The sequence below is a fragment of the Burkholderia stagnalis genome, assembly GCF_039848545.1.
In the GTDB taxonomy this organism is placed as follows: domain Bacteria; phylum Pseudomonadota; class Gammaproteobacteria; order Burkholderiales; family Burkholderiaceae; genus Burkholderia; species Burkholderia stagnalis.
In genome coordinates this window covers 1,330,197-1,343,816 of sequence record NZ_CP156685.1, presented here as the reverse complement: position 1 = coordinate 1,343,816, position 13,620 = coordinate 1,330,197, and the positions used below count along the sequence as shown (strand labels likewise).

The window sequence follows — 13,620 nt, the reverse complement described above, 5'->3', positions numbered from 1 at the left end:
GCGCGTCAGTGCGCGTCGATCATCAGCGCATCGTGCTCGAACGAGCCGTCCGGCTGCACCGCGTAATGGCTGCGCACCTCGTCGGGCGCGTGCGCCCACAGCGCGCGGATGCCCGTCACGCTGTCGGCCGGCGTGCGGATCCGCGCGACCCAGGTGTCGAAATCGATCGGCAGGCGCCAGCGGCTCGCCACCTGCGCGTCGAAACCCGCGCCACGGAACATCGCGAGCCATTCGTCGGCCCGGTAGTCGCGCACGTGCGACGCGTCGCGCAGCACTTCCGCCGCTTGCAGGTAGGTATCGAGCAGCGGATGGTCGTGGCCCGCGATGTCGATCATCAGCACCCGGCCGCCCGGCTTCAGCACGCGGCGCATCTCGGCGAGCGCCGCGCGCACGTCGTGCCAGTGATGCGCGCTCATCCGGCTCACGATCCAGTCGAAGGTCGCCGCCTCGAACGGCAGCCGCTCGGCCGGCCCGTGGCAGGTGCGGATGTTTGCGAAGCCGCGCTCGCGCGCCGCTGCGTCGACCGTGGCGAGCATCTGCGGCGCGAGATCGTACGCGGTGACCTCGCGCGCATGCGGCGCGACCGCGAAGCTCGCATGGCCCGCGCCGCAGCCGAGGTCGAGCACCGCGGCGCCCGGCGTCGTGCGCACCGCGTCGGCGAGCGCCTGCAGGTCGGCGCCCGTCGCGTGCACGGCGCTCGTCAGGTAGGCTGCGGCCGTCGAGCCGAATGCGTCGGCGACCTGATCGTGATGTTTCATCGCACTCTCCTTTGTCGGCCGGAGTTGGCGCTTTAGCGCTTACTCCGGCCCCATGCAAGGTTGTCAGCCGGAGTTGGCGCTTCAGCGCCTGCTCCGGTCCCGTGCAAAGCGGTCGGCCGGAGGCGGCGCGTCAGCGCTTGCTCCGGCCACCATGCAAAGCCGGGTGGGGGGACCGTCCGCGCCGATGCGGGCGGACGCGTGAGCCGCTACAATAGGCCTGCATCTGTACCAGTACAAGTTAAGTAGTTATTCTGGTATTCGACCCACCTGCCTGACGCTTTCCGCATGAGCCTTCCACCCGCCGCCCCCACCCCGCCGCTCGACGCGTCGCCCGCCCGCGCGCTCGGCGATTTCATCCGCACGCACCGCGAGCGCCTGTCGCCGCAGGCCGTCGGCCTGCCGCCCGGCCCGCGCCGCCGCACGCCGGGGCTGCGCCGCGAGGAAGTCGCGCAACTGTGCGGGGTCAGCCCGACCTGGTACACATGGATCGAGCAGGGCCGCCCGGTGTCCGCGTCGGCCGACGCGCTCGCGCGCATCGCGGTCGCGCTGCAGCTGTCGCGGGCCGAGCGCGCGTACCTGTTCGAGCTGGCCGCGCAGCGCGACCCGGCCGAACCCGACGTCGCCGCCGGCGACCTGCCGCCGACGCTCGCCGCGACCGTCGCCGCGATCGCGACGCCCGCGTACGTACTCGACCGCCAATGGAACGCGCTCGCATGGAATGCGCCCGCCGCCGCGCTGTTCACGGGCTGGCTCGACGGCGATCACGACCGCAACCTGCTGCGCTTCACGTTCATGGCGCCGGCCGCGCGCGCGCTGATCGTCGACTGGGAAACGCGCGCGCGCCGGCTCGCCGCAGAATTCCGCGCCGATTCGATCCGCCACCTGAGCGATGCGCCGACCCGCGCGCTGATCGATGCGCTGACGGCCGGCAGCGACGCGTTCGCGCAGTACTGGGCGTCGCAGGACGTGTTCGAGCGCGAAGGCGGCCAGCGCGAGTTCGACCACCCGGCCGAAGGCCGGCTCGTGTACCAGCAGATCACGCTGAAGCCCGCGCACCGCGAGGACCTGAAGCTCGTCGTGCTGGTGCTCGAGTGACGCGGCTCGGGCTCAGAAGCTGATCGTCGCGGTGATCGTATCGCTGTAGTTGCCCGGCGCGGGCGTGGCCTGGGCCGGCACGCGCCCGTAGACGGTGATGGCCTGCGCGAGCCCACTGCCGGTGCCGGTCGCCATCGACGTGCCGCCGGTGCCGTCGCCCCATGGCTGCGTATAGCCGGCGTCCCGATAGAGCTGATAGCCGACCGAGCCCCCGCCGCCGCTGCGCTGCATCGTGCGCGCGGCGACATTGCTGCTGCTGCCGCCGTTCAGCGCGATCTGGAACGCGTCGCCGTTCGTGCACTGCGCGCTGATCGAGCCGGTGGCCGTCTGCGCCGACGTCAGCACGCCCGTTGCGGGAAACGCAACATTCGTCGCATTGATCAAGCAATTGTTCACGACGGTCGCATTCGTCGAGTACGCGAACGTGCCCGCCGACGCCTGCGACGTGCACGGCACCAGCTGGATGCCGAGCAGCGCGAAGTTGTAGCTGTACGACGCCTGGTTCCCGGCGAACGTCTGCGAGTAGAGCGTGCTGCTGTTGTTGACGCTCGGCACGGTCGGCTGGTTCGGCGCGATGCGGCCGTAGACGGTCAGCGTCGCGTTCGCGCTCGTGCCGAGCCCCGGCTTCGCCAGCGTGACCGACATCGGCGTCGTGCCGCTGGCGACCGCGCCCCAGACCTGCGTATAGCCGTTGTCCTGGTACAGGTCGTACTGCATCTGGTTGGCCCCGTTCGTCATCGCACGCGGGCTCGTGGCGCCGAGATTCAGGCAGACGAGCGCGGTCGTGTTCAGGCTCAGCGTATCCCACGTGCACGTCACGCCCACCGTGCTGGTGGTCGTGTACGCGGCCTGCGTGATCGGGCTGACCGAACCGAAGCTCGTCGTCTGCGCGCTCACCGTGCAGCTGTCCGCGTACGCGGACAGCCACGGCCCGCACAGCAGCGCGGCCAGCAGCCAGCACGCCACCCGATGCAGATACCGGTACGCCCGCACGACCCGCTGCTCCGTCATGGTTTTCCCCATAGAAAAGCGTCCGTTCCGGCGGCGGCCCGCATGCCGCCCCGATCGTTGATCCAGATCAAGCCGCCCGCCCGCACAATGTTCAGACAATGCGAACTAGTCAGCATTTCTACCATTGCATGCAACCAAATGCGTAGAGTAGTCTAGTCAGACGAATGTGCGGTTCCGTCGACACGGCGGCGCATCACGCGGTTCGGGCACCGCGGGCCGGGGCGACACTCCCTGAACGGCTGGAGACCATCACAATGAACGCCATCACGCGTCACGGGCTGTCCACCGCCATCGCGGCGGCCATCGCACTCACCCCGGCGTGGCGCCCTGTCGCCGCCGCCGTCTATTCCAACGGCACCGCCACCGCGCAATTCAACGTCACGCTGACCATCCAGGCGAACTGCGCGGTCAGCGCGAACCCGCTCGCATTCGGCACCTCGGGCGTGCTGACGTCCGCGATCAACCAGCAGACCACGCTGTCCGTCACCTGCAGCAACTCGACGCCGTACAACGTCGGGCTCGACGCGGGCGGCGTCTCCGGCTCGACGGTCAGCGCGCGGCTGATGGCCGGCACGACCAGCGGCAATACGGGCACGACGCTCGGCTTCCAGCTCTTCCAGGACAGCGGCCACACGACGATCTGGGGCAACACGCAGGGCACCGACACCGTCGGCGGCACCGGCAACGGCTCCGCCCAGACGATCAACGTGTACGGGCAGGTGCAGACGCAAGCCACCCCGAAGCCGGACACCTACCAGGCCACCATCACCGCGACCGTCTACTTCTGACGCGCCGTGGCGATCCGCTCCCGTCTCGCCGCCGCGCTGTGCGCCGCGTCGGCCGCGACCGCGCCGGCCGCGACGCTGCAGATTTCGCCGGTAACGCTCGAGCTGCCGCCGTCGGTCACGGCGGCGGGCGTCACGCTCGCCAATTCGGGCGTGCAGCCGATCTACGGCCAGGTGCGCACGTTCCGCTGGACGCAGGAGAACGGCGAGGACGTGCTGACGCCGACCGATTCGCTCGCCGCGTCGCCGCCGTTGCTGCAGATCGGCGCGAACGCCGAGCAGCTGATCCGCCTCGTGCGCACTATGCGCGCGACGCCTGCCACGGAGGAAAGCTATCGCGTGCTGATCGACGAGTTGCCTGCGCCCGGCACGCCGGCGCAGAACGGCATCGCGATCCGCGTGCGCTACTCGGTGCCCGTGTTCGTCGAGCCCGCCGCGCCGCCCGGCCCGCCGCAGCTCGACTGGCGCATCGAAGCCGATCAGCAGGGCCTGCGGCTGTCGGTCGCGAATCTCGGCGGCCGGCGCGCGCAGCTCTCCGCGGTGCAGCTCGTCGATGCGCACGGCAACGCGCACGAAGTCGCGCGCGGGCTGCTCGGCTACGCGCTGGCCGGCAGCGTGCGGCGCTGGCCGCTCAAGCTCGACGCGCGCCCGTCACCGTTCGTGAAAGTCCGCGCGACGGTGAACACGCAACCCATCGAGGCCCGGCTGACGCCGCGCTGAACCCGGCGCCAGCCCCCTCCCGCCCCGTTGCGCGCGCCGACGACGCGACATGCCAACCGAACGACGCCAGCGAGGCGCTACGCGTGGCTCGCCGCCCTCACGCTGGCGCTGCGCGCGGGCGCCGCAGGCGCGCAGCCGGCGGCCGAACTGCCGCCCTCCGCCGCCCCGGAGCCCGGCGCGCTGTATCTCGAGGTGTCGCTCAACGGCGAGCCGACCCACCGGATCGCGCGCTTCCGGCAGGCCGACGGGCACCTGTTCGCGGCGTCGGCCGACCTGAACGACCTCGGCATCGCGACCGGCGACCGCGCGCAGCCGCTGTCGAACACGCCGGTCGCGCTCGATGCGCTCGCGGGCCTGCGCTACGACTACGATCCGGGCCGCCAGACGATCGACCTGCACGTGCCCGACGCGCTGCGCATTCCGCACACGTTCGACGCGCGCGGCCTCGCCGCCACGCCGCCCGCGACGTCCGGCCGGGGCATCGTGCTGAACTACGATGCGTACGCGCAGACCACCGCGCATGCGCCGCTCGCGGTGTGGACCGAGATGCGCTACTTCGATCCGGCCGGCGTGTTCAGCAACACCGGCATCGGCTACTTCCGCCGCGACGGGCAGCGCTACATGCGCTACGACACGTCGTGGGCGACGTCCGACCCGCGCACGCTCACGACGACCCAGTTCGGCGACACGATCTCGTCGTCGCTGTCGTGGACCCGCTCGCTGCGCGTCGGCGGCGTGCAGTGGCGCAGCAACTTCGGCCTGCGCCCCGATCTCGTGACTTTCCCGGTGCCGGCGCTGTCGGGCAGCGCGGTCGTGCCGTCGGCCGTCGACCTGTACGTGAACAACGTGCGCCAGTTCAGCGGCAACGTGCCGGGCGGCCCGTTCGTGATCAACAGCGTGCCGGGCATCACCGGCGCCGGCAACGCGACGGTGATCACGCGCGACGCGCTCGGCCGCACGATCGCCACGTCGATCCCGCTCTACGTCGACACGCGCCTGCTCGCGCCCGGCCTCGCCAGCTATTCGGTGGAGGCGGGCTTCCTGCGCCGCGCGTACGGCCAGGATGCGTTCGACTATGCGCGCACGCCGGCCGCGAGCGGATCGCTGCGCTACGGCGTCACCGAGCGGCTGACGGCCGAGGCGCACGCCGAAGCGACGAGCGGCATCTACAACGCCGGCGCGGGCGTGCTCGCGCGCATCGGCGGCGGCGGCGTCGCCAACGCGTCGCTGGCCGTCAGCGCCGGGCGCTTCTCCGGCGCGCAGGCGGGCCTCGGCTACCAGTACGTGACGCCGCGCTTCTCGGTCGACGCGCAGACGCTGCGCGCGTTCGGCGGCTACGGCGACCTCGGCGCGCGCGAAGGCACGCCGGTCGCGACCGTCAGCGACCGCGTGACGGTGTCGTTCCCGTTCCTGCGCGCGCAGTCGCTGTCGTTCAGCTATCTCGGCCTCAAGTACCCGGGCGCGAGCGCGTCGCGGATCGGCTCGGCGGCGTGGTCGGTCAACTTCGGGATGCGGGCGTCGATGACGGTCAGCGCCTTCCAGGATTTCCGGCAGCACGACGCGCGCGGCTTCTTCGTCAGCCTGAGCATCGGCCTCGGCGACAACACGTCGGTCGCGGCGAGCGTCGGCCGGCAGAACGGCGAGTCGACCCGCGCGGTCAGCGCGTCGCGCGCGCCCGACTACGACGGCGGCTTCGGCTGGAACGTGCAGGCCGGCGAGAACGGCCCGCTGCGCTACGGCCAGGGGCAGCTGCAATACCTGGGCCGCGCGGGCCAGGTCACGCTGCTCGGGCAGTCGTTCCGCGGGCAGCGCGACGCGTCGGTCGACGTGACCGGCGCGCTCGTGCTGATGAGCGGCCAGTTGCTGGCGTCGCGCCGCATCGACGACGGCTTCGCGCTCGTGTCGACCGATGCCGGGCGCGTGCCGGTGCTGCACCAGAACCGGCCGATCGGCGAGACCGATCGCACCGGCTTCCTGCTGGTGCCGGACCTGAGCGCGTACCAGCACAACCGCGTCGCGATCGACGGCACGACGCTGCCGGCCGATGCGCGCCTCGCGGATACCACGCTCGACGTCGTGCCGCAGGCCCGCTCGGGCGTGCTCGCGCGCTTTCCGGTCACGCGCTACCGCGCGGCGTCGATCGCGCTGCGCGCGCCGGACGGCGCGCCGCTGCCGCCCGGCCTCGACGTCGTGCACGTGGAAAGCGGCCAGCGCACGATCGTCGGCTACGACGGCCTGACGTTCGTCGACGGCCTCGCCGCGGACAATCATCTGGAGATTTCCGGCGGCGGGCGCCGCTGCGGCGTCGAATTCGCGTACACGCGCCCGGACGACGGCACGCTGCCGCGCATCGGCCCGCTGACCTGCGCGCTGCGCTGACGCGCGCCCGGCCGCGCGGCGGCGGATGCTAAAATCCCCGGATTCCTCGCGGCGCACGCCGCCCAACACCCCCTCGAAGAATCGCCATGACGTCCCAACTGCACAAAAAGGGCGAGGCCTGGTCGGCCCGCTTCTCGGAACCGATGTCGGAGCTGGTCAAGCGCTACACGTCGTCGGTGTTTTTCGACAAGCGTCTCGCGCTCGTCGACATCGCCGGCTCGCTCGCGCACGCGAAGATGCTCGCGGCGCAGAAAATCATCAGCGCCGACGACCTGGCCGCGATCGAACGCGGGATGGCGCAGATCCAGGGCGAGATCGAGCGCGGCGAATTCGAATGGCAGCTCGACCTCGAGGACGTCCACCTGAACATCGAGGCGCGCCTCACCGCGCTGATCGGCGACGCCGGCAAGCGCCTGCACACCGGCCGCTCGCGCAACGACCAGGTCGCGACCGACATCCGCCTGTGGCTGCGCGGCGAGATCGACCGCATCGGCGGCCTGCTGAACGACCTGCGCGGCGCGCTGATCGACCTCGCGGAACAGAACGCCGACACGATCATGCCGGGCTTCACGCACCTGCAGGTCGCGCAGCCGGTCACGTTCGGCCACCACCTGCTCGCGTACGTCGAGATGTTCTCGCGCGATGCCGAGCGCATGCGCGACTGCCGCACCCGCGTGAACCGCCTGCCGCTCGGCGCGGCCGCGCTCGCGGGCACCAGCTACCCGATCGACCGTCACGCGGTGGCGAAGACCCTCGGCTTCGACGGCATCTGCGCGAACTCGCTCGACGCGGTGTCGGATCGCGACTTCGCGATCGAATTCACGGCCGCGTCGGCACTGGTGATGACGCACGTGTCGCGCTTCTCGGAAGAGCTCGTGCTGTGGATGAGCCCGCGCGTCGGCTTCATCGACATCGCCGACCGCTTCTGCACGGGCAGCTCGATCATGCCGCAGAAGAAGAACCCGGACGTGCCGGAACTCGCGCGCGGCAAGACCGGCCGCGTGAACGGCCACCTGATGGCGCTGCTCACGCTGATGAAGGGCCAGCCGCTCGCGTACAACAAGGACAACCAGGAAGACAAGGAACCGCTGTTCGACACGGTCGACACCGTCGCCGACACGCTGCGGATCTTCGCCGAGATGGTCGCGGGCATCACCGTGAAGCCGGACGCGATGCGCGCGGCGGCGCTGCAGGGCTTCTCGACCGCGACCGACCTCGCGGACTACCTCGTGAAGCGCGGCCTGCCGTTCCGCGACGCGCACGAGGCGGTCGCGCACGCGGTGCGGATCTGCGACGATCGCGGCATCGACCTCGCCGACCTGACGCTCGACGAGATGAAGCAGGAACTGCCGAACGTCGCGCACCTGATCGGCGACGACGTGTTCGGCTACCTGACGCTCGAAGGCTCGGTCGCGAGCCGCAACCACCCGGGCGGCACCGCGCCGGACCAGGTGCGCGCCGCCGTGAAGGCCGCGCGCGCCGCGCTCGGCAAGTAAGCCGGCCGCTTCGGACGGACGCCTCTGCGGCGTCCGTTTTTTGTTTGCGCGGCCACGCCCGTTGCGTGCGCCGCGCGCCCCCGACTCACGGATTTCCCATGACGTTTTCCGCTGCGATCTTCGACATGGACGGCCTGCTCATCGATTCCGAGCGGACGATCATGAACACGTGGATCGACGTCGCGCACGCGCATGGCGTCGCGCTGTCGGTCGCCGATTACCTGCAGATCGTCGGCCGCTCGTTCGCGGAAGGCCAGGTGATCCTCGCGGGCATCATCGGCGATACCGACACGTTCCAGTCGGTACGCACACGCGTGCGCGAACAGCTCGCCGCGCCCGAGCCGCATCCGAAGTTTCCGCTGAAGCCCGGCGCGCACGCGCTGCTCAGCACGCTCGCGCAGGCCGGCATTCCGTGCGCGGTCGCGTCGTCGTCCGCGCGCGACGTGATCCGCACGCGGCTCGACGCGGTCGGCGCGCTGCCGTTCTTCCACGCGATCGCGGGCGGCGACGAAGTCGCGCGCGGCAAGCCCGACCCGGCCGTCTACCGGCTCGCGGCCGAACGGCTCGGCGTGCCGGCCGATGCGTGCGTCGCGTTCGAGGACAGCGACTTCGGCGCGCAGTCCGCGGCCGGCGCGGGCGCGTCGGTCATCACCGTGCCCGACCTGAAGGCGCCCACGCCGGAAATCGTCACGCTGAGCCTGCACGTGCTCGCGTCGCTCGACGACGCGCTCGCGCTCGTGCCGACCTGGTTCGGGCTGCCCGACGCACTGCGCCGCTGAGCCGGCGCGCGCCCCAAACGCAAACGGGCACCGCGGTGCCCGTTTTTCATTGCCGTCGCAGAAGCGGCACACCATGCGCACCCTCGCGCGTCAGCGGTTGCCGGCCGTCTCCGACAAGCGCTTCATCGTCGCGATGCGCGCGCCGATCAGGTCGATCCGCCCTTCCTCGCCGACGAGCGGCGCCGTCGCGTCGCGGAAGGCGCTCCACGCGCGCTGCGCATGCACGAGCGTCGCGGCCGAGTGCGCGGGCATCTTGCGGCGCAGCTTCTGGTAGTAGCGATTCAGGTCGAACAGCGCGTGCTCGCACGCAGCGTCCTGCTCGCACGGCCGGATGCGGCGCACGGGGTCGCGCGTGTCGCTCTTCGATGCATTCGCCGGGCCGCCCGTCGCCGCGACCGCCGCACCCGCCGCGCCCGACGCGCCGCTGTCCACCGCCTTCGGCGCCGCATAGCGATCGGCCGCGGCCCGCAGCGCGAGCGCGCGCTCGCGCACCGGCTGCAGCTGCATGTCGGCGCTCGCCATCGTGTACATCGTGCCGCGCGTCGTCTCGTACACGGCCTTCAGCAGATACGCCTCGTCCTTGCGCCACGTGACCCAGCGCCGCTGGCTCTCCTGCCAGCCGCGCTTCGCGTCGCCGGGCGCGTCGTTCAGCAGGCGCTGGTACGCGTCGTCCATCACGGCCTGCCACTGCTGCTGCGCTTCGCCCATGCACTGGATCTGCCCGGCCGTCGACGAACGGTCGCGCCGCGCGAGACACTGCCGCATCGCCACGTCGTTCGGGTCAGCCGCCGCGACTTCCGCATGCGCCGCGCCCGACCAGGCCGCCCAGGCGACGAGCGCGGCCGCGGCCGCGCGCATCGTCCCGAATCGAGTCTGCTTCATCGTCAATCGCGCACGCAGTCGACGAAATACTCGACGCGCCCGTTCACCTCTTCCGCGACGAGGCCGTGGATGTCGGTGTGGAAGCCCGGGAAGCGCTCGTTGAAGTCGCGCGCGAACCGCAGGTAGTTGACGATCGTCTTGTTGAAGCGCTCGCCCGGGATCAAGAGCGGAATGCCCGGCGGGTACGGCGTCAGCAGGATGCTCGTCACGCGGCCTTCGAGCTCGTCGAGCGGCACGCGGTCGATCTTGCGGTGCGCGAGCTTCGCGAACGCGTCCGACGGCTTCATCGCGGGCTCCATGTCCGACAGGTACATCTCGGTCGTCAGGCGCGCGATGTCGTTCGCGCGATACACGTCGTGGATCTGCGTGCACAGGTCACGCAGGCCGACGCGCTCGTAGCGCGGATGCTGCGCGACGAATTCCGGCAGCACGCGCCACAGCGGCTGGTTGTTGTCGTAGTCGTCCTTGAACTGCTGCAGCTCGGTCACCATCGAGTTCCAGCGGCCCTTCGTGATGCCGATCGTGAACATGATGAAGAACGAGTACAGGCCCGTCTTCTCGACGATGATCCCGTGCTCGGCGAGGTACTTCGTGACGATCGCGGCCGGAATGCCGGTCTCGCCGAATTCGCCGTCGACGTCGAGCCCCGGCGTGATGATCGTCGCCTTGATCGGGTCGAGCATGTTGAAGCCTTCCGCGAGCGGGCCGAAGCCGTGCCAGCGGTCGTTCGGCTTCAGCATCCAGTCGTCGCGCGAGCCGATGCCTTCCTGCGCGAGGTCTTCCGGGCCCCACACGCTGAAGAACCAGTCGTCGCCGTATTCGGCGTCGACCTTGCGCATCGCGCGGCGGAAGTCGATCGCCTCGGCGATCGATTCCTCGACGAGCGCGGTGCCGCCCGGCGGCTCCATCATCGCGGCCGCGACGTCGCACGACGCGATGATCGCGTACTGCGGGCTCGTCGACGTGTGCATCAGGTACGCCTCGTTGAAGCGATGCTTGTCGAACGTGCGATTTTCGGAATCCTGCACGACGATCTGCGACGCCTGCGAGATGCCGGCGAGCAGCTTGTGCGTGGAGTGCGTCGCGAACACGAGCGCGCCGGTGCGCGGCCGGCCGTCGCCGATCGCGTGCATGTCGCGGTAGAAGTCGTGGAACGTCGCGTGCGGCAGCCATGCTTCGTCGAAGTGCAGCGTGTCGAGCAGGTCGCCGAGCAGGTCCTTGATCATCTCGACGTTGTAGACGACGCCGTCGTACGTGCTCTGCGTGATCGTCAGGATGCGCGGCTTCAGGTCCGGGTTCTGGCGCAGCGCCTCGCGCGCGAACGGGTTCGCCTCGATCTTCTTGCGGATGTTCTCCGGCTTGAATTCGTCGCGCGGGATCGGGCCGATGATGCCGAAGTGGTTGCGCGTCGGCGTGAGGAACACGGGGATCGCGCCCGTCATCGTGATCGCGTGCAGGATCGACTTGTGGCAGTTGCGGTCGACCAGCACGATGTCGCCGGGCGCGACCGTCGCGTGCCAGACGATCTTGTTCGACGTCGACGTGCCGTTGGTCACGAAGAACAGGTGGTCGGCGCTGAAGATGCGCGCCGCGTTGCGCTCGGAAGCGGCCACCGGGCCCGTGTGGTCGAGCAGCTGGCCGAGTTCGTCCACCGCGTTGCAGACGTCCGCGCGCAGCATGTTCTCGCCGAAGAACTGGTGGAACATCTGGCCGAGCGGGTTCTTCAGGAACGCGACGCCGCCCGAGTGGCCCGGGCAGTGCCACGAGTACGAGCCTTCGTCCGCGTACTTGACGAGTTCCTTGAAGAACGGCGGCGCGAGCGAGTCGAGATAGACCTTCGCCTCGCGGATGATGTGGCGCGCGACGAACTCCGGCGTGTCCTCGAACATGTGGATGAAGCCGTGCAGTTCGCGCAGGATGTCGTTCGGCAGGTGGCGCGACGTGCGCGTCTCGCCGTACAGGAAGATCGGGATGTCCGCGTTGCGGCGGCGCACTTCGGTCACGAACGCGCGCAGCTCGATGATCGCGGTGGCGAGCTCGGGCAGCTCGCCGTCCGGGCCGGTTTCGCCGAGCATGAGTTCGTCGTCGTCGATCGACAGGATGAAGCACGACGCGCGGCTCGACTGCTGCGCGAACGACGTCAGATCGCCGTAGCTCGTGAGGCCGAGGACTTCGACGCCCTCCTTCTCGATCGCTTCGGCCAGCGCCCGGATGCCGGAGCCCGAGATGTTCTCGGAGCGGAAATCTTCGTCGATGATGACGACGGGAAAACGAAACTTCATGGGCGAATCTCCAAAAAGAAACGACCGCGGCGCGTCACGCGCAGCGGTCACCCGGAAACTGGTCGGTGTCGGACGGATAGTCAACCAGATCAGGTTTTCGGCAGCGTGACACCCCGTTGCCCTTGATATTTGCCGCCGCGATCCGCGTACGACACGTCGCACACCTCGTCGCTCTCGAAGAAGAGCACCTGGGCGACGCCTTCGTTCGCGTAGATCTTCGCGGGCAACGGCGTGGTGTTCGAGAATTCCAGCGTGACGTAGCCTTCCCATTCGGGTTCGAACGGCGTCACGTTGACGATGATCCCGCAGCGCGCATAGGTCGACTTGCCGAGGCAGACCGTCAGCACGGTGCGCGGAATGCGGAAATATTCGACGGTGCGGGCCAGCGCGAACGAATTCGGCGGAATGATGCACACGTCGCCCTTGAAATCGACGAACGACCCTTCGTCGAAGTTCTTCGGATCGACGATCGTCGAGTTGATGTTCGTGAAGATCTTGAATTCGTCCGCGCAGCGGATGTCGTAGCCGTAGCTCGACGTCCCGTAGCTGACGATCCTGCGGCCGTCCTCGGACGCACGCACCTGATCGGGCACGAACGGCTCGATCATCTTGTGCTCTTCGGCCATGCGCCGGATCCACTTGTCGGATTTGATGCTCATATCAGGGCGCCAGAAAACGCTGCGTGACGGTAAACGAGGGCCGCCGCTTCGGGGCGGCCGGGAAAGGCGCACATTTTACGCGATCGCGGACGCACGCATGCGGCGCCCTTCAGCGGATCACGCCGCACGCGAGCGCGGGCCCCGCGCCGTGCTGCGCAAACGCGGGGTCGCTCGGGTCGCGGTGCACCAGCGCCGCGCGGTTGATCGCCGAGCGCACGCCGTCGAGCGCGAGGTCGGGCGCGACGATGAAGCCCGCCGCCACGCCGTTCGCGTCCGCATGGATGTTGCCGAGATCGCCCGCGACCCGCACGCCCGCGCGCAGCCGGTCGGCGGCCGGCGAGAACACCTGGCCGGCGCTCGAGCCGTCGCCCGCGTTGCAGTCGCCGCGCTCGTGCACCTGCAGCGCGTGGTCGCTGTTCGGCGGCAGGCCCGTCAGGTTGTAGGTGACCTGCACGCCGTCGGGGCGCTCGACCAGCGTCACCGAGCCGCGCGCCTGCGCGCCGACCGTCGGCTGCAGTTGCGCGTCGGCGCGCTTTTCGTACGTCGACGAAAAGGAAGTACAGCCGGCCACGAGGGCCAGCGTGGCGGCGGCCAGCAGCGCGTGCCTCGCGCTGCCGGCGCGCGCGCCGCAATATCGTTCGTTCATTCGATCCTCGTGCCGGCAGGCGGCCGTCTGACACGGCGCCCTGCCGGGCGGGCAAAGGGGACCCTGCAAAAGTCGCCATGATACCGCGCCTCGCGGCGCCGTAAACAGCGTCCGGCCCCGCCCCGCAA

At 69.9% G+C, this 13,620-nt stretch carries 12 protein-coding genes; 6 read left to right on the top strand and 6 right to left on the bottom strand.

All coding sequences use genetic code 11. The annotated features are described in order from the left end of the window. Positions 1 to 5: 5 nt before the first annotated feature. Positions 6 to 758, bottom strand: a complete 753-nt coding sequence (locus tag ABFO07_RS06395) for a class I SAM-dependent methyltransferase (protein WP_059891857.1) — start codon at positions 756 to 758, stop codon at positions 6 to 8. Between the two features lie 285 nt (positions 759 to 1,043). On the opposite strand from ABFO07_RS06395, the gene ABFO07_RS06390 reads away from it, so the two are divergent. Continuing rightward, complete coding sequence (locus tag ABFO07_RS06390) at positions 1,044 to 1,853, top strand: helix-turn-helix transcriptional regulator (protein WP_124490136.1); 810 nt, start codon at positions 1,044 to 1,046, stop codon at positions 1,851 to 1,853. Between the two features lie 12 nt (positions 1,854 to 1,865). Here ABFO07_RS06390 and ABFO07_RS06385 read toward each other — a convergent pair whose 3' ends face one another. Further along, on the bottom strand, positions 1,866 to 2,864 hold the full coding sequence (locus ABFO07_RS06385; protein WP_347468562.1) for a Csu type fimbrial protein: 999 nt from the start codon (positions 2,862 to 2,864) through the stop codon (positions 1,866 to 1,868). 254 nt (positions 2,865 to 3,118) lie between these two features. Between ABFO07_RS06385 and ABFO07_RS06380 the strand changes: the two genes are divergently transcribed. From ABFO07_RS06380 to ABFO07_RS06360, 5 genes are all read left to right on the top strand, one after another. Continuing rightward, positions 3,119 to 3,652 carry a Csu type fimbrial protein gene (locus ABFO07_RS06380; protein WP_059883976.1) on the top strand — a complete coding sequence of 178 codons (534 nt, stop codon included), beginning with the start codon at positions 3,119 to 3,121 and terminating at the stop codon, positions 3,650 to 3,652. Positions 3,653 to 3,658: 6 nt separating this feature from the next. Then, a complete protein-coding gene (locus ABFO07_RS06375) occupies positions 3,659 to 4,369 on the top strand; it encodes a fimbrial biogenesis chaperone (RefSeq protein WP_059996077.1) in 711 nt (236 codons plus the stop codon). A gap of 27 nt (positions 4,370 to 4,396) precedes the next feature. After that, entirely contained in the window at positions 4,397 to 6,748 is a 2,352-nt protein-coding gene (locus tag ABFO07_RS06370; RefSeq protein ID WP_347468561.1) for a fimbria/pilus outer membrane usher protein, read from the top strand. An 86-nt stretch (positions 6,749 to 6,834) separates the two neighbouring features. Next, positions 6,835 to 8,244 carry an argininosuccinate lyase gene (argH, locus tag ABFO07_RS06365; RefSeq protein WP_059564458.1) on the top strand — a complete coding sequence of 470 codons (1,410 nt, stop codon included), beginning with the start codon at positions 6,835 to 6,837 and terminating at the stop codon, positions 8,242 to 8,244. A gap of 98 nt (positions 8,245 to 8,342) precedes the next feature. Beyond that, positions 8,343 to 9,023 carry an HAD family hydrolase gene (locus tag ABFO07_RS06360; protein WP_059564457.1) on the top strand — a complete coding sequence of 227 codons (681 nt, stop codon included), beginning with the start codon at positions 8,343 to 8,345 and terminating at the stop codon, positions 9,021 to 9,023. A 90-nt stretch (positions 9,024 to 9,113) separates the two neighbouring features. Here the strand turns inward: ABFO07_RS06360 and ABFO07_RS06355 are convergent, their stop codons facing one another. The 4 genes from ABFO07_RS06355 to ABFO07_RS06340 all read right to left on the bottom strand — a co-directional run bounded on the left by ABFO07_RS06355 (position 9,114) and on the right by ABFO07_RS06340 (position 13,492). Further along, complete coding sequence (locus tag ABFO07_RS06355) at positions 9,114 to 9,881, bottom strand: lysozyme inhibitor LprI family protein (protein ID WP_124516777.1); 768 nt, start codon at positions 9,879 to 9,881, stop codon at positions 9,114 to 9,116. A gap of 26 nt (positions 9,882 to 9,907) precedes the next feature. Then, positions 9,908 to 12,187, bottom strand: coding sequence for an arginine/lysine/ornithine decarboxylase (locus ABFO07_RS06350; protein WP_059564456.1), 2,280 nt, complete (start codon positions 12,185 to 12,187; stop codon positions 9,908 to 9,910). An 89-nt stretch (positions 12,188 to 12,276) separates the two neighbouring features. Next, entirely contained in the window at positions 12,277 to 12,846 is a 570-nt protein-coding gene (gene dcd / locus ABFO07_RS06345; RefSeq protein ID WP_006398615.1) for a dCTP deaminase, read from the bottom strand. 109 nt (positions 12,847 to 12,955) lie between these two features. Then, the gene (locus ABFO07_RS06340; RefSeq protein WP_059564455.1) at positions 12,956 to 13,492 is read right to left on the bottom strand and encodes a superoxide dismutase family protein; all 537 of its coding nucleotides are present in this window, start codon (positions 13,490 to 13,492) and stop codon (positions 12,956 to 12,958) included. Positions 13,493 to 13,620: the final 128 nt, after the last annotated feature.